This window comes from Winogradskyella ludwigii (assembly GCF_013403985.1).
In the GTDB taxonomy this organism is placed as follows: domain Bacteria; phylum Bacteroidota; class Bacteroidia; order Flavobacteriales; family Flavobacteriaceae; genus Winogradskyella; species Winogradskyella ludwigii.
In genome coordinates this window covers 392650-408684 of record NZ_JABFDF010000003.1, presented here as the reverse complement: position 1 = coordinate 408684, position 16035 = coordinate 392650, and the positions used below count along the sequence as shown (strand labels likewise).

At 34.1% G+C, this 16035-nt stretch carries 16 protein-coding genes; 11 read left to right on the top strand and 5 right to left on the bottom strand.

All coding sequences use genetic code 11. The features are described 5' to 3' along the window. The 8 genes from HM981_RS10045 (at position 1) to HM981_RS10010 (ending at position 7101) form a co-directional block, all read left to right on the top strand. Complete coding sequence (locus HM981_RS10045; protein ID WP_179338651.1) at positions 1-666, top strand: NAD(P)H-binding protein; 666 nt, start codon at positions 1-3, stop codon at positions 664-666. Positions 667-682: 16 nt separating this feature from the next. Then, positions 683-1315 carry a nitroreductase family protein gene (locus tag HM981_RS10040; protein WP_179338650.1) on the top strand — a complete coding sequence of 211 codons (633 nt, stop codon included), beginning with the start codon at positions 683-685 and terminating at the stop codon, positions 1313-1315. Between the two features lie 14 nt (positions 1316-1329). Then, positions 1330-2328 carry an NADP-dependent oxidoreductase gene (locus HM981_RS10035; RefSeq protein WP_179338649.1) on the top strand — a complete coding sequence of 333 codons (999 nt, stop codon included), beginning with the start codon at positions 1330-1332 and terminating at the stop codon, positions 2326-2328. 21 nt (positions 2329-2349) lie between these two features. Next, a complete protein-coding gene (locus HM981_RS10030; protein WP_179338648.1) occupies positions 2350-3510 on the top strand; it encodes an iron-containing alcohol dehydrogenase in 1161 nt (386 codons plus the stop codon). Between the two features lie 97 nt (positions 3511-3607). Further along, on the top strand, positions 3608-4405 hold the full coding sequence (locus HM981_RS10025; protein ID WP_179338647.1) for a type 1 glutamine amidotransferase domain-containing protein: 798 nt from the start codon (positions 3608-3610) through the stop codon (positions 4403-4405). Between the two features lie 158 nt (positions 4406-4563). Next, positions 4564-5466 carry an EamA family transporter gene (locus HM981_RS10020; protein WP_179338646.1) on the top strand — a complete coding sequence of 301 codons (903 nt, stop codon included), beginning with the start codon at positions 4564-4566 and terminating at the stop codon, positions 5464-5466. 935 nt (positions 5467-6401) lie between these two features. Beyond that, on the top strand, positions 6402-6713 hold the full coding sequence (gene hpf / locus HM981_RS10015) for a ribosome hibernation-promoting factor, HPF/YfiA family (RefSeq protein ID WP_179338645.1): 312 nt from the start codon (positions 6402-6404) through the stop codon (positions 6711-6713). A 1-nt stretch (position 6714) separates the two neighbouring features. Then, positions 6715-7101 (top strand): arsenate reductase family protein, encoded by a 387-nt coding sequence (locus tag HM981_RS10010; RefSeq protein ID WP_179338644.1) that lies wholly within the window; start codon positions 6715-6717, stop codon positions 7099-7101. A 231-nt stretch (positions 7102-7332) separates the two neighbouring features. Here HM981_RS10010 and HM981_RS10005 read toward each other — a convergent pair whose 3' ends face one another. Continuing rightward, a complete protein-coding gene (locus HM981_RS10005; RefSeq protein WP_179338643.1) occupies positions 7333-7734 on the bottom strand; it encodes a VOC family protein in 402 nt (133 codons plus the stop codon). Positions 7735-7965: 231 nt separating this feature from the next. Next, positions 7966-9228, bottom strand: coding sequence for a DUF2130 domain-containing protein (locus HM981_RS10000; protein ID WP_179338642.1), 1263 nt, complete (start codon positions 9226-9228; stop codon positions 7966-7968). A gap of 256 nt (positions 9229-9484) precedes the next feature. Between HM981_RS10000 and HM981_RS09995 the strand changes: the two genes are divergently transcribed. Further along, positions 9485-9772: a hypothetical protein gene (locus tag HM981_RS09995; protein WP_179338641.1), complete on the top strand. Its 288-nt coding sequence runs from the start codon at positions 9485-9487 to the stop codon at positions 9770-9772. A 1237-nt stretch (positions 9773-11009) separates the two neighbouring features. On the opposite strand, the gene HM981_RS09990 is transcribed toward HM981_RS09995, so the two are convergent. Then, positions 11010-12104, bottom strand: a complete 1095-nt coding sequence (locus HM981_RS09990; protein WP_179338640.1) for an alkene reductase — start codon at positions 12102-12104, stop codon at positions 11010-11012. A 644-nt stretch (positions 12105-12748) separates the two neighbouring features. Further along, complete coding sequence (locus tag HM981_RS09985) at positions 12749-13396, bottom strand: hypothetical protein (protein ID WP_179338639.1); 648 nt, start codon at positions 13394-13396, stop codon at positions 12749-12751. A gap of 141 nt (positions 13397-13537) precedes the next feature. On the opposite strand from HM981_RS09985, the gene HM981_RS09980 reads away from it, so the two are divergent. After that, on the top strand, positions 13538-14059 hold the full coding sequence (locus tag HM981_RS09980) for a 5' nucleotidase, NT5C type (RefSeq protein ID WP_179338638.1): 522 nt from the start codon (positions 13538-13540) through the stop codon (positions 14057-14059). Between the two features lie 268 nt (positions 14060-14327). Here HM981_RS09980 and HM981_RS09975 read toward each other — a convergent pair whose 3' ends face one another. Then, positions 14328-14729, bottom strand: a complete 402-nt coding sequence (locus HM981_RS09975) for a hypothetical protein (RefSeq protein ID WP_179338637.1) — start codon at positions 14727-14729, stop codon at positions 14328-14330. 334 nt (positions 14730-15063) lie between these two features. On the opposite strand from HM981_RS09975, the gene HM981_RS09970 reads away from it, so the two are divergent. Then, complete coding sequence (locus tag HM981_RS09970; RefSeq protein WP_179338636.1) at positions 15064-16032, top strand: sugar phosphate isomerase/epimerase family protein; 969 nt, start codon at positions 15064-15066, stop codon at positions 16030-16032. Positions 16033-16035 lie beyond the last annotated feature (3 nt).

Sequence of the window (16035 nt, the reverse complement as noted above, 5' to 3'; positions counted from 1 at the left end):
ATGAAAAAAATAGCAATCATATTAGGGGCTACTGGATTAACCGGAAATAGTTTACTTCAAAAATTAATTGAAGATGAACGTTACGATCAGATCAAATTATTCTCGCGTTCTAAAATTGAAGGTTTACCTAATAAAGTAACACAGTATATAGGCGATCTTTTGCAGCTCGACCAATTTAAAGCAGACTTTACAGCAGACGAAGTGTATTGCTGCATTGGTACAACAGCTAAGAAAACTCCAGACAAAGAACTTTATAAACAAATCGATTATGGCATTCCTGTAGCAACAGCTAAATTGTGTAAAGAAAACGGCATACCAACGCTTTTAGTGATCTCAGCGATGGGAGCAAATAAAAATAGTAATGTTTTCTATAATAAAACGAAAGGCGAAATGGAACGCGAAGTGTTAAAACAAAACATTAAAAACACGGTTATTTTAAGACCATCACTAATAGGTGGAGACCGTTCCGAAAGACGATTATTAGAAAAAATAGGCCTTACAATTTTTAAAGTAATACAACCCTTACTAATAGGGAGTTTAAAAAAATATCAAATTATAAATGCTGAAAGTATTGCGCAAGCCATGATTAATTTAGCTAATAATACAAGTAATGCCGACGTAATTATGACATCAAACGATATAAAACAAATAGCAATTAACAACTAAAAAAAGGATTAAACATATGGAATTATTAGATAAATTAAAATGGAGATATGCTGCAAAAGCCATGAATGGAAAAGTAGTACCAGAAGAAAAAATAGAACGCATTTTAGAAGCTGCACGCTTAGCACCAACATCAAGTGGGTTACAACCTTTTGAAATATTTGTAATTAAAAATCAAGAGGTTAAAGAAAAGATTAAACCAGTAGCTTGGAACCAGTCGGTGATTACAGACTGCTCTCACCTACTCGTTTTCGCGGCTTGGGATACATACACCGCAGATCGTATTAACTATATGTTTGATCTAACCAACGAAATTCGTGGTTTTAAAAATGAAGGATGGGAAAATTACCGTCAAATGCTACTAAGTTCATATCCACAAAAAGATGCGGAAGAAAACTTTAACCATGCCGCCAAACAAGCCTACATCGCTTTTGCTGAAGCAATAACAGCAGCGGCTTTTGAAGGCGTAGATTCTACACCATTAGAAGGTTTTGATCCTGCTGCAGTAGATGAAATTTTAGGACTTAGAGAAAAAGGATTACGTAGTGCGGTATTATTACCTATTGGCTATAGAAAAGAAGATGAAGATTGGTTAGTAAATCTCGTTAAGGTGAGAAAACCTATGGAAGATTTAGTAACTGTAATAGACTAAAAAAACAAAGAATCATGACAAAGACAATTTTATTAAAAAATAGACCAGAAGGAAAACCTTCAATGTCAGATTTCGAATTTATAACAGAGGAATCTGAAAACACAATTAGCAAAGGAGAGTTACTATTAGAAACTAAATACGTTTCTGTAGATCCTTATTTAAGAGGCAGAATGAGTGACGCCAAATCTTATGTACCTCCATTTCAACTCAATAAACCTATTCAATCTGGTGTTATTGCAAAAGTAATAGAATCAAAAAATGATAAGTTCTCCGTAGGTGATGCTGTTTCTGGTTTATTAAATTGGCAAACACAACAAATTTCTAATGGTGAAGGGCTTACAAAAGTAGATCCGTCTAAAGCACCACTTTCAGCGTATTTGGGTATTTTAGGGATGACAGGTTTAACAGCTTATACAGGCTTAACTGAAATAGGAAAACCTAAAGCTGGGGAAACTTTAGTGGTTTCTGGAGCAGCTGGAGCAGTTGGATCTGTCGTAGGACAAATTGGAAAAATCCTAGGATTGAAAGTGATTGGTATCGCTGGAACAGATGAAAAAATAGAGCTTTTAAAAAGCAAATTCGGTTTTGACGCTGGTATTAATTATAAGACTACAACGGATATGAAAGCTGCCATTGCTGAAGCAGCACCAAATGGTGTAGATATCTATTTCGACAATGTTGGTGGACCAATATCAGATGCCATATTAGTGAATATTAATAGACTCGCGAGAATCATTGTATGTGGAGCCATTTCAGTTTATAATGACACCGAAGCTCCAAAAAGCTTAAGCGTACAACCTTTCTTAGTCAGAAACAGTGCGTTGATGCAAGGATTTATTGTTTCTAATTATGCTGAAAAATTCCCAGAAGCCATGAAACAATTAGCAACCTGGTTAGCAGAAGACAAACTAAAATACTCAGAAACTATAGTTAAAGGTTTCGATAATATCCCAAATGGTTTTATCGATTTATTTGAAGGCAAGAACAAAGGGAAAATGGTTGTTGAGTTATAAATAATATAATAAGAAAAGAAGATGAACAATTTTGAATTTAAAAATCCGACCAAAATAATTTTTGGAAAGAACACTATAGAAAAACTAGAAAACGAAATTCCTAAAGATGCTAAAGTATTATTGCTTTACGGTGGAGGAAGTATTAAGAAAAACGGTATTTACGATCAAGTAAAATCAGCATTATCTAATGTTGATGTTGTTGAGTTTGGAGGCATTCCTGCAAACCCAGAATATGCTAAATTGATGGAGGCTTTAAAAGTTATTAAAGACGAAAACATCACCTATTTATTAGCCGTTGGTGGTGGATCAGTGATTGATGGTACCAAATTCTTATCTGCTGCAGCGCTTTATGATGGTGATACACCATGGGATATTTTGGAGAATAACATAAGAACAGAAAAAGGAATGCCTTTTGGAACTGTTTTAACATTGCCAGCTACAGGGTCTGAAATGAACTCTGGCGCGGTAATTACAAGAGCAGAAACCAAAGAGAAAAGAACAATGGGTGGACCTGGTTTATTTCCTGAGTTTTCAATTTTAGATCCTCAAGTCATTGCATCTATTCCACAACGTCAATTAGCAAATGGATTAATGGATTCATTTACACACGTGTTAGAGCAATACATGACCTATCCAATTGGTGCGTTGTTACAAGATCGTTTTGCAGAAAGCATCTTACAAACCATTATTGAAATCGCACCAAAAGTGTTGAAAGATCCTACAGATTATAAAGCAGCGTCTAACTTTATGTGGAGCTGTACTATGGCCTTAAACGGATTAATACAAAAGGGAGTGCCAAACGATTGGGCAGTTCATGCTATCGGACACGAGTTAACAGCGTTATTCGGTATCGATCATGCACGTACGTTAGCTATAATTGCACCTAGCCATTACAAGTTTAATTTCGAATCTAAAAAAGAAAAATTAGCACAATACGCAGAACGTGTTTGGAATATTACCGAAGGTAGTACAGACGATAAAGCCTACGCTGCTATTGAAAAAACAACTGAGTTTTTCCATGAATTAGGTATTAAGACGAAATTATCGGAGTATACAGAAGATTATGAAGGTACAGCTGAAGAAATTGCGAAACGTTTTACAGATCGTGGTTGGAAAACTTTAGGCGAGCACCAAACTTTGTCTCCAGACAAGGTAGAGAAAATTGTAAAAATGGCGTACTAATTTTAAACGAAGTGTCAGTTCGAGTGTCCCGACTTTTCCGTCGGGATGTATCGAGAACAGTTTTTCAACACTCAAACTGGTAATAGAACTTATAAAAATGAAAACACTACAAACCATAGTAGTAATTCTAACATTAATTACAGCGTCTAGTTGTAAAGAGAACACAGCTTCTGAAACGGTTTCAGAAGGACAAAAAGAATTAAAAAAAGAAAAGAAAATGAACGTATTATTTGTATTAACATCTCACGATAAATTAGGAGACACAGGAAAAAAAACAGGCTTTTGGGTTGAAGAATTCGCAAGTCCATATTACACCTTATTAGATAAAGGAGCAACCATTACATTGGCAACACCAAAAGGAGGAGCTGCACCAATAGATCCAGCTAGTGATGGACCAGATGCAGCGACTGCAGCCACTGAGCGTTTTAATAAGGATACAGAAGCAAAAGATAAAATAGCAAATACTAAGAAATTATCGGATATCAACGCTGATGATTTTGATGCCGTATTTTATCCAGGAGGTCATGGACCATTATGGGATTTAGCAAATGACAATACCTCTATTGCTTTAATCGAAAAGTTCAATAACCAGAAAAAACCAATCGCTTTTGTATGTCATGCTCCTGCAGCTTTAAAAGATGTTAAAAATTCTGATGGCACAAGACTTGTTAAAGGTAAAAAAGTCACTGGTTTTTCTAATTTAGAAGAAACACAAGTGGGTTTAACTGAGGTAGTACCAATTCTGGTAGAAGATATGCTCATCGAAAACGGTGCGTTTTATTCTAACGCAGATGCTTGGGCAGCTTATGCTATTCAAGATGGAAATCTTATTACAGGACAGAACCCAGCATCTTCAGAATTAGTAGCAGAAAAGTTATTAGAAGCATTAAAATAGATTACCCCTTTGATTAATAGCAGAAAGCCTGACCAACACCTTGTTGGCAGGCTTTCATTTTTTTATAATAGCCTTAGCCTATAGAGTATCAATTTATAAATATATGAATCTAATAGACTAACAATTCAAAATTCCAATAATCCGATTATATTCGCGCCATGTGGATGTATTTAGGCTTACTAGCCGCTCTTTTTTTAGGATTACACAACCTATGTAAAAAACATGCTGTACGAGGAAACGAAGTATTTCCTGTCTTGTTAGGTACCGTTTCTAGTGGGTTTCTATTTGTTGCTACTTTTTATATGTTGTCTATCTTTTATCCCGATTATGCTTTAGAACATGGCTATAATTTTCAAAAGATTCCATGGAAAACCCATGGTTTTATTTTTATAAAGTCGGCAATAATGGCGGCTTCTTGGATTTTAGCTTATCAAGCTTTAAAACATTTACCCATTACTATTGTGACTCCAATCCGTTCGGCTGGACCATTTTTTACCTTTATCGGTGCTATTTTAATTTATCAAGAAAAACCGAACACCTTACAATGGATTGGCTTCTTCCTCATCATTTTCTCAGTGATGCTTTATTCTAAAATTGGGAAGAAAGAAGGTATTAATTTCAAACGAAACAAGTGGATTTTCGCCATTATCGGAGCCACATTTTTAGGAGCCTCAAGTGGTTTGTACGACAAGTTCTTAATCCAAAACCTGAGCCTTAACCCACAAACCTTACAATTCTGGTTTTGCTTATACACCATATTAATTCTACTAGTTATCTTAACCATCACGTGGTTTCCACATGCAGAAAAAAGAAAAGCTTTTAAATTCCGATGGTCTATTATTGCCGTTGGAGTCTTGCTACAAGCTGCAGATTACTTTTACTTTAAAGCCTTACAAGATCCTGATGCTTTAATAATGCTATTGTCGGCTATAAAACGAAGTCAAATCATAATCGCAGTAGTCATTGGTGGTTTAGTATTTAAAGAACAAAACAAGCGTAAAAAACTAGTCCCTTTAGCAGGAATTATGATTGGAGTCTTTCTAATCTTATATTCAAATTAAAGTCATTACAAAAACAAATAACACAAAAAATGTCAGTTCGAGTATTCCGACGTTTCCGTCGGAATGTATCGAGAACCTATACACCTCAAAGAAGCATTCCAACAACGCCGGAACCATAATCTCAAAACAAACTATATTTTGCTTCTCACTAATCCTCAAGGGGACAATCCACATAATTAAATTTTAAGTAATAAATGAGCTTAGATTTTTAAAAGCAAACAAACCAATAGCAAAAACTCAACGCCCAAATTCCGACAGCGTCGGAATCAACGATTTTCAGAAATAGTGAGCTAAAAACAAAGTTAATTTCCAAAATCTAGTACAGAAAATATAAATTTTATATAGACCTCAAAATATTAATGCATCAGCGAATGATACGAAGTAATTTCCTAACAAATCGTTTTGACTTTTTGGTTCGTTTTGTGTCAAGACAAAATGAACAAATTAAAAACAAGCAACGCAACCACAAACCAACAACTAATCAATTTCAAGCCATAAAAATTGAAACACTTATAAAACAAAAAGTTATAAAAACTAAAAAAACACCCCTAAAGTCCCCTCAAGGGGACAACCCACACAATCAACTTTTTAGTAATAATATAACTAAATCCCTGAAAGAAAACAAACCACATGTAAAAACTCAACTCCCAAATTCCGACAGCGTCGGAACCTGTTGTCGGCAGTATAGATAATTAAAATCCGTTAAAAATAGCTGAATCCTTGTAAGCTATTTAGGATTTTTATTATGGTTTTAAGAGCACGAGAGTGCTCTTAAAAATACCTTCGACAACAAAGGACTTTTTGGTTCGTTTTTGGTCCCTCAAAAATGAAGAAACACAATCACAAACCAAACAAGCGAACATTAATAGCATATAAGTTAAGCAAACACTAGCATTAACCTTAATTTTAAGTATAATCTTAAAAACAAAAAAATTATGGATAATAACACAATTATTTTCGAATATCACGACGTTAACGCCAGCGATACTTTAGAAAGTTTCACAAAAGAAAAATTAGAAGCTATTTTCACACGCTTCGATTTTGTACATCGTGCAGATGTGTTTTTTAAAACTGAAAACACAAGTTCAGACGAAACAGGAAAGAAATGCGGTATAAGATTAAGCGCACCAGGCCCTCGCCTATTTGCCGAGGCGTCTCACGATACCTTTCATGATGCTGTTTCAGAAAGTATTAATGAACTAAAAAAACAATTACAAAAACGAAAAGAACAAGTTAAAACATATTAAAATGGGAGTGATAAGCGACGATAAAAGAGAAATTACAATTATTTATAATACCAATGACAAAAGAGATAAACAAACGTTTGGGTATTTAAGTGCTTCAGAAAAAAGCCTGTCACCCATTGATATATCCAGTCAGAAATTAACAGGAACGCAGTGGGCAGAAGTATCTACACGACTCAACAAAAGTTTAAACGCGTTAATCAATTCTGAAAAAATAGAAGGAGCAATTGAGAGTTTTAGTGATGACGATTGCATTAAAATTTTACGAGAAAATCCTGATGCCTTAGATGGAGCGATTGTATTTACAACAGATAAAGCAGAGCAAATTAAAAACCCTTCTAAAGTATTAGAATTCTTAGATCCTGATAGTGCAGCAATAGATAAAACATAAAATCAAACGAATTAGAGATTGATTAAAAGCATAAACAACAATTATAGCAACGTTTTAAAAGCGTTGCTTTTTTTAGGCTTGGTTTTGTATAAGTATTCAGAATATAAAATCATTATCATTTTATTGGAAGTTAACCTTAGAATATCTTTTCCATAAGAAAAGCACAGTTTATAAACTGTGCTTATAATATTTAAACGTGATTGCAATTCACGTTTTTAAAGTAATGCTGTATTATTTTTTATAGTTCACCATCCAGCTAACGTTATATTGGTCAGAACATCTTCCATAAAAAGCATCCCAAGACATTTCTTGAAATGGTGTGTGAATAGTTCCTTGTGCACTCAACTGATTAAAAATAGATGTTGCGTCTTCTTTAGAATCTAAATCAATGCTCATATTAATATTTGTACCATTAGTTAATGGTGTATCTGGTGAAGCATCATAAGCCATAATATGAAATCCTTTTCCTTTTAATTCTGCATGCTGTAGTTTTTCTCTATAGTTAGCAGGAATATCAATTTTAACATCGTTGTAGGTTTGTTCGTTTTGAATGCTTCCACCTAAAACAGATTTATAGAATTCTAATGCGTTTTTACAATCGCCTTTAAAGGCTAAATATGGTTGTACTTTCATAAGGTTTTGTTTTAAATTAAACTTCATTGTCTATGAATCCAATTTACAATCAAACGATTAAATCAATTGTCGCATATGATAGAAATACTAATGGAATTCAAAATAAACGAAAATAACCTATAAGCGAATTTAGACCGTTAGAAAAAAAACACCCCTAAAGTCCCCTCAAGGGGACAATCCACACAATCAACTTTTTAGTAGTAATTGACCTTAATTCTTTAAAAGAAAACCTTATTCCTCATCAAAATCATCCCCTTCACCCAATTCCAAAGCCTTCACAGACTGAATCGCATTACCAGCAATCCCTTTCACAGAACCATACATATCAATGGTATTAATCACCACCTTCTCAATCTGCTTCTCACGCTGTTTCCAAATACGCTGCATAGAACGCTTCTCACTATCCAAATCCGATTTCATCTGTGTAAAGCCTTCAACAATAGCCTCAATAGACATTCTAAAGGTGCTGCTCGTCAAATAATCATAAAGCAAATCCATTTTATCGCCTTTATTCTCTTGCGTTACAATGGCATTATTAACTTGTAATATACCTTCACGCAAAACGGTACACAAACCTTTAAATTCTTCATAATTACAAATCCAAATACCATCACGTAAACCCATACGATCCATATCAGAAGGCATCACTTCCGTTACTAAAACACCAATGGTCGCACTTCGGTCTCTAATATCGGCTTTAAATTTTTCAATCCAAGTAGGCTGAAAATCTTTAGTACGCTTACTCTCATAATAAATAGTACCACAATTTTGCTCTGTTCTGGTGTGTACAATCTGAATACAATCGCCACCACGAGCTCCTTTTTTAATCTCTTCAATAGTATCTAAAGGGAATTTTGTAGCCAACCACTCCTCTATCGCCAATTCCTGAACCTCACCTTGCAATTGCATAGAGCCTTGCTCCTGCTTACGTTTCATTTCTTCGGTTAGCTTTTTCTGATCTTCCAACTGCTTTTGCATTTCTTTAAAACGCAACTCGTTTTTATCCTCTTCAGATTTTTTAATCTTTTCCTTTTCAGATGTTAAGATCTCATTTAGTTTTTTCTGAGCCTCAGCTTCAGCAGCCTCTTTTAATTCGCCTTTTTCTCGCTTTAACTTTTCAATCTCTGCTTTAGAACGATTTAACTCTTTTACCTGTTCAGATTTTTCATTTAATTCCTTCTGTAAAGCATCAAACTGATCACTTTGTTCCTCTTTTAGCTTAAGCTTTAGTCGCGTTTCAATCTCCCGTTTACCGGCTTTTAGCTGATTCTCTAAACGTTCTTGAAACAACTCGTTCTCTTTCTTTTTCTTCTGCTCAAAGGAAAGCTTCTCTTGTTTCAGTTTTTCCTGCTCAAGTTCGTAACGTTTCTTTTCGTTTGCAATTTGAGACTGATATTTTTGCTTGATTTCTTCTTCTAGCTGATGCGATAAAATATCTTGAACATCTATAGATGTGCCACAATTAGGACATTTTATTTGAGTTTCGTTTTTCATGTAAAGGCAATTCAATTAATGAGATGCCCAAATTTACTATTTACAAAAGTTATAATCGCCATACAGAGGTTTAAATAATAGGTTTGAGATAAATTTATATCATATTAATGTAACGTCAGTTCAATTATTCCCACGTTTCCGTCAACATGTATCGAGAACCTTTAAAGCTAGCAAAACCATCAAGATTTTGTTTTTATAAGTCAACACTTAAGATTCATAATTTCTAAATTTGAATACATCTTAAAAATTAAAAGTTATGAAAAGCGAAGACAAAAAAGTACCATACAATTCAGATATTACAAAAGAAGACGAAAAAATACTAGGAGATAAATCCGGAAACCTAAGACAAGATAATGGTGACGACGAACTCTTAAAAAATCGTACTACCGAACCCGATTTCGCAGCAAAAGATTTAGATATTCCTGGTAGCAAAAACTCAAAACCATTAGCTAATACTAGAAAAGCAGATGAAGAAAATCAACATTACAGCTTAGGAAGTGATCATAATGAAAACCTCGAACTAGACATTGAAAACAGTAAATAGTTTAAAAGCCTGACCAAAATCTTAACAGGTTAAGACATCATAAAAGCATAAACAATCAAAATCCATTACAGTAGCAAACATCATAAAAGCTATTCAGGATTTTGATTTTTTTGTATTAAAGCGATATTCTAATTTAGAAAGAGAAAGAAAGCAAAAAGAAAAACAGTAAAACAGAAAACAAACCACAAGCAAAAACTCAACACCCGAATTCCGACAGCGTCGGAAGCAACGATTTTCAGAAATAATGAGCTAAGAATAAAGTTAATTTACAATATCAAGTATTGAAAATATAGGTCTAATAAAAACCTTAAAATATTAATGCATTAGCGAATGGCGCTTCAGCGATTTCCTAACAAATCGTTTTGACTTTTTGGTTCGTTTTGTGTCAAGACAAAATGAACATATAAAACTCCAAAAAATGTTACTATAGTATTCCGGAATTAAACAATAACTAATTCTCAATATTATTTGGTTCGTTTATTCGTCTACACATATTTTATGAAACTCATGATGTGCTTCGCAGTTTGCATCAAGACAAATGCGATAGCATTCATGAACACCGATTTAATAAAATAGAAATCTACTGAACTAAAATGAACTTAAAACACCCCTAAAGTCCACTCTAGGGGACAATCTACATATTCAACTTTTTTGTTAAAATTGAGACTGAAGCCTTAACAAAAAAAAAACCGCAAGCAAACAAGCAACACCCCAATTCCGACAGTGTCGGAAGCAACGATTTTCAGAAATAATGAGCAAGAAACACTTTTAGAAATCCAAATCAAGGATCTATAATTTTTTATAAAATAGAACAACCTCTTACTAATGCATTAGCGAATGGTGCTTAGACAAATGCGATAGCATTCACGAATTCAACAACAAACAATAGAAACCCATGAGTAATTTCCTAACAAATCGTTTTGATCTTTTGGTTCGTTTATTCGCCTATGCTTATTTTATGGATCTCATGATGTGCTTCGCAGTTTGTATCAAGACAAAATGAACATATCAAGTATCCCAATTTTATCATCCAATTATTACAAGAACCACCATCAATACTAAAACACAAATAAGAATACAGGTTCTCGATACTAATTTCACGCATTGCAATCGTAAAATTCACTCGAACTGACAAAGCCCTTCAAAACACAAATCAGCTTAAATGAACAAATAAAAAGGCATCGCAAAACAAAAGCTCCACAATGCCAATTATAATAAAATTAAACAACAACCAAAATCACTCAGAAGCAAACGAATAATCCGTATACCCTTTTTTACCAGGAGTATAAAACGTATCCTTATCCCAATCCGCTAATGCTAAATCCTTCTCAAAACGCTCCACTAAATCCGGATTAGAAATAAAAGGCTTACCATAAGCCACTAAGTCCGCATCACCATCAGCAAGCACTTTATTCCCTTTCTCCTGATCAAAATTAGTATTAATCATTAACGTTCCATTATACAACGGACGAAAATGCTTAGCAATATTAGTCACAGCAAACGGCACCTCTGAAACATCAGTAAACGGTTCAGACAAATGCACATAAGCCAAATTATAATCATTCAGTTTTTTAATAATATATTCAAACGTCGGAATAGTCTCTTCATCTACCGTAATGCCAAATAACCCATGTAACGACGGATTAAAACGCACTCCAATTTTTTCTTGTGGAATCACTGTTTTCATAGCGTCTAAAACTTCAAAAAAGAAACGCGCTCTATTTTCAATAGAACCACCATACGCATCCGTTCTGGTGTTAGAACAACCATTAAAAAACTGCTGAAACAAATATCCATTAGACGAATGCAACTCTATACCATCAAAGCCAGCTTCCACAGCATTAGCAGCCGCATTTTTAAAATCGTTAACGGTACGTTTAATATCTCCAAGTGTCATCGCTTTCGGAGTCACAGTCTCCTTAAAACCGTTTGGAGTAAAAGACTGCGCTTTCGGATTGATAGCAGACGCAGAAACAGGTAAAGCACCATCATGAAAATCGGGATGCGAAATACGGCCTACATGCCATAGCTGAATAAAAATAGTACCTCCTTTGGCGTGTACACGTTTGGTCACCGTTTTCCAACCTTCCACTTGCGCTTTAGAGTAAATACCAGGAGTATTAATATAGCCCACAGCTTCCTTAGAAACCTGAGAACCTTCGGCAATAATTAAACCTGCCGAAGCACGCTGTTCGTAATATAAACCTTGTAAACCGTCTGTAGCAACTTTTTCCATATTATCCGCACGACTACGCGTCATAGGTGCCATAACAACTCGGTTTTTTAATGTTATATTTTTATGATAAGGTGTTAATAAAGGTTGTATATCCATAGTGTTTTTTTCGTATTAATTTGAAGTATAAAGTTACGATTTTCAAACACCACTATGAACCGAAAATCATCAATTAAGATAGGTTTAACCTTTCACATAAACCCTTTAACAAATCTTAAACAATCACAGAAATACCATTGAAGATAAGCCATACAAAAGAACACTAAACCAAGCTCAAGCAAACACACGCAACCCAACGTCAGTTCGAGTGTGCCGACTTTTTCGTCGGGATGTATCGAGAACAGGTATATTTCAAACAAAATACGCCAAGAACAAAGAAAAGAAGCCCAAACCAAAGCAGAATATCAACACCCAAATTCCGACAGTGTCGGAAGCAACGATTTTCAGAAATAATGAGCTGAGAATAAAGTTAATTTACAATATCAAGTATTGAAAATATAGTTCTTATAAAAACCTCAAATTATGAATGTATTGGCGAATGGTGCTTTAGCAATTTCCTAACAAATCGTTTTGACTTTTTGGTTCGTTTATTCGGCTATGCTTATTTTATGGATCTCATGATATGCTGCGCAGTTTGTGTCAAGACAAAATGAACATATAGAATATTATACATTTTTTAAACCTCAGTTTTAGTATCCATTTTCTTGCATCAATATTCAGAAAACAAGACTACATACTAAAATTTAAACCCTACTTATTAATCCATAAACCACATTGGTATCAGTTTCTTCATCTTTAGAATAAGCCTTATACAAATATGTGTCTTCATCCAATAATTCAATAATCTCAACAGTAATAATATCTCCTTCCTTAATTTTATCTTTGGCTAAAGACATTTTAACAGTTTTTAAAGTATAAATATGGTCATCGAGCCATTCTATATTATAAATTTGTTTACCACCATAACCACCTTTTTCTATTTGTTTTCTTTTGCGTCTTTTAATCTTTGTTTCACTATAAGCAGGACTTTCATATTTAAAAGTACCACGATGAAGATCTTTACATTTTTCACGTTCAGCTTTCGGTAACTCATAAGTTTTATACTTAGAGTTCACAAAATAATAAACCGATTGCCAACACTTATTCACCATATTCATTGGGTCTCGCAATACTCCATTATTAAAATGCTCTAAACAACCTTGTTGCCAACCATCGTGCTTATAAGTACTTTTCTCTTGGTTAATTTTAATATTATATTGTTTACCATTTTCATCTACACAATAATCTATAACAACAATTGCTACTCTTTCTACATCATCTACAAAGGTTTGGGAAGGTGCTGTTTGAAAAATAAATAGACTAAAGATAATTACATATTTTAATAAATTCATTGATAGCTAGCTTTAGAATTTAAAGCTACGATAAAAACAACAAACTCCATAAATCGACAAAAACATTAAATAAATATTAAATAAACCACCTCCTCTTGGCATTTCAATCCATAATCAAGAACTTCGTAAAAAAACAACCCAATGACAATATTTGTAGACATGGACGATGTGCTGGTAGACACTTACGGCAAGCACATAGAATTATATAATAAAGAACATCAACAAGACTTAAATATCAACCAAATTACCTCTGGTGAAGTTTGGCAAAACGTTCCCGAAACACATCACAAAAGCATAAGACAACATGCATTTCAACCCGGTTTTTTTCGAGATTTAAAACCGTTTAAAGACGCCATACAAGTTATGGAAGCCTTATACAAAAAACATGAAGTGTACATTGCAACGGCAGCAACACAGTTTCCTAATTCGTTATTAGAAAAAAGCCAATGGTTAGACGAGCATATGCCGTTTGTAACATGGCAACATCGTATAATGTGCGGAGATAAGTTTATTTTAAATGGAGATTTATTAATAGACGACAGAACCTACAATTTAGAAAAATTTGAAGGTGATACCTTGCTGTATAATTCGCCTCATAACGTCAATGATACAGGCTACACAAGAGTATCTAATTGGTTAGAAATCGCAGAACGCTTACTATAAAAACAAATAATAGGCGAAAATAGCTTATTCGGGTCAAAACAGGAGCTCCGTCGGGTATGCGTCGGGTGTGCCTCGGGTATGCGTCGGGTCAGGTATTGAAACTAAGAGGCAAATAGGAAATTAGCTTCTCGATACTAATTTTACGCCTAATAATTGTAAAATGCACTCAAACTGACAACGTTCTTTAAAAGGCTCATGGTATTAAATAAAGATAAAAAAGACGTCAGTTGGAGTGTCTTGGGGTTTTTTATCAAAATATATCGAGAATCTATATAAAAGGTAAAACATCTTGCATTAACCGTCTTTTACGGCACATAAAGCTCTCACCTATAGTTAACGCGTTTTCTTTTCTTTTGAGAACTGTTTTTAAAGAAGCAATCAGGTCATCAACCGCAATTAATACCGCAAGTACAATATTATCGTTATCAACTTGACTTGCAATGGCTAATGATTTAGAATCTTCAATGCTAGTATTTAACAAGCATCGCGTAAAATTACCCCCATTATTTCTTTCTTTTTCATCGGAAAGTTGAACGTCTATTTCTCTAATATCTGAATCATAATTTTTCAGTCGGTCTGTAATTAAGGACGTAAAATAAGACTGATCTTTATCATTGATATGTATGGTATTAAAGTTTTTAATTTGAATAGTATTAAACTGGATGATCATTGTCTTGTAGGTTTTTTTAATCATTAAATCTTAAGCTCTATTTTCTTTAAGAGTCTTTTGATAAATTGATAACGACATCAAGATAGTGACAGGCCTTTCTTTCCTTTTATGTTAGATTTTACTTTAATTGTCATTTGGGTTGGTTTAAGTTTTGTATTATAATTTATTGATTTTGAATTACTTATAAGTTAGTGTATTTAATGCCAATACGCGATAAAATAAGGTTAAGTCTATGTTAAAGGTTTACTTGAGATAGGTATGCCATACCTTTTTAAAGGTTCCAAAATCTAATTAAAAAGAGCTATCTTTAGTTTTGAAACTAACACACAACAAGATGACTAAGCCTTCCAATGCCTTTTCAAGACGCGATTTTGCCAAACTATCTGCATTAGGTTTGGCAGCACTACCACTACTCTCTTTTCAAAATGAATTAGAAACAGTAGTTAGCTCACCAAAAGAAGATCTAGAAGTGCATTTGTTCTCTAAACACTTACAGTTTCTCAATTATAATGACATGTCAGAAGCGGCTGTAAACATGGGTTTTAACGGTTTAGATCTCACTGTACGTCGAAAAGGTCACGTATTACCAGAAAACGTTGAGCAAGACTTACCTATTGCTGTAGAAGCGATGAAAAGCCATGGACTTCAACCAAAACTAATGTCTACCAACGTTTGGGATATTAGCCAAACCGTAAACCAAAGCGTTTTAGAAACCGCAAGCCAATTGGGCTTTTCACATTACCGAACCGATTGGTTAAAATATCCAGAAAATCAATCCATACAAGAGAGTCAAGCACAATATGCCAAACAAGCAAAACAGCTCGAAAAACGTAACAAAGAGTTAGGCCTTATTGGTGGTTACCAAAATCATTGGGGCAAACATGTTGGTGCTCCTGTTTGGGATTTGCTTCCTATTTTAGAAGCTACCAACGGCCAATTTATGGGTTGCCAATACGATATTAGACATGCTGTTGCAGAAGGTGGTGGCAGTTGGGAACTAGGTTTACAACGTATTAAACCGTTCATTAATTCTATTGTAATAAAAGATTTTAAATGGGGAATTAAAGACGGAACATGGCAACCGATTAACGTACCTCTTGGTGAAGGTATGGTAGATTTTAACCGTTACTTTTCGTTACTCAAAACCTATAAAATTAATGTACCAGTATCATTGCATTTAGAATACGATTTAGGTGGTGCAGAAAAAGGCCATTCAAAACTAACAATGGATAAAAAAGAGGTTTTCAACTACATGAAAAAAGATCTAGCGTATTTAAGAAATACTTGGAAAAATGCAGAATAAGCG

Excerpts from the sequence above, each read along its gene's own strand:
- HM981_RS09985 (WP_179338639.1), bottom strand. The coding sequence starts at position 13,396 with ATGAATTTATTAAAATATGTAATTATCTTTAGTCTATTTATTTTTCAA.
- HM981_RS09980 (WP_179338638.1), top strand. The coding sequence starts at position 13,538 with ATGACAATATTTGTAGACATGGACGATGTGCTGGTAGACACTTACGGC.
- HM981_RS10045 (WP_179338651.1), top strand. The coding sequence starts at position 1 with ATGAAAAAAATAGCAATCATATTAGGGGCTACTGGATTAACCGGAAAT.
- HM981_RS09970 (WP_179338636.1), top strand. The coding sequence starts at position 15,064 with ATGACTAAGCCTTCCAATGCCTTTTCAAGACGCGATTTTGCCAAACTA.
- HM981_RS10035 (WP_179338649.1), top strand. The coding sequence starts at position 1,330 with ATGACAAAGACAATTTTATTAAAAAATAGACCAGAAGGAAAACCTTCA.
- HM981_RS10040 (WP_179338650.1), top strand. The coding sequence starts at position 683 with ATGGAATTATTAGATAAATTAAAATGGAGATATGCTGCAAAAGCCATG.
- HM981_RS09995 (WP_179338641.1), top strand. The coding sequence starts at position 9,485 with ATGAAAAGCGAAGACAAAAAAGTACCATACAATTCAGATATTACAAAA.
- HM981_RS09990 (WP_179338640.1), bottom strand. The coding sequence starts at position 12,104 with ATGGATATACAACCTTTATTAACACCTTATCATAAAAATATAACATTA.
- HM981_RS10020 (WP_179338646.1), top strand. The coding sequence starts at position 4,564 with ATGTGGATGTATTTAGGCTTACTAGCCGCTCTTTTTTTAGGATTACAC.
- HM981_RS10005 (WP_179338643.1), bottom strand. The coding sequence starts at position 7,734 with ATGAAAGTACAACCATATTTAGCCTTTAAAGGCGATTGTAAAAACGCA.
- HM981_RS09975 (WP_179338637.1), bottom strand. The coding sequence starts at position 14,729 with ATGATCATCCAGTTTAATACTATTCAAATTAAAAACTTTAATACCATA.
- HM981_RS10010 (WP_179338644.1), top strand. The coding sequence starts at position 6,715 with ATGGGAGTGATAAGCGACGATAAAAGAGAAATTACAATTATTTATAAT.
- HM981_RS10025 (WP_179338647.1), top strand. The coding sequence starts at position 3,608 with ATGAAAACACTACAAACCATAGTAGTAATTCTAACATTAATTACAGCG.
- hpf (WP_179338645.1), top strand. The coding sequence starts at position 6,402 with ATGGATAATAACACAATTATTTTCGAATATCACGACGTTAACGCCAGC.
- HM981_RS10030 (WP_179338648.1), top strand. The coding sequence starts at position 2,350 with ATGAACAATTTTGAATTTAAAAATCCGACCAAAATAATTTTTGGAAAG.
- HM981_RS10000 (WP_179338642.1), bottom strand. The coding sequence starts at position 9,228 with ATGAAAAACGAAACTCAAATAAAATGTCCTAATTGTGGCACATCTATA.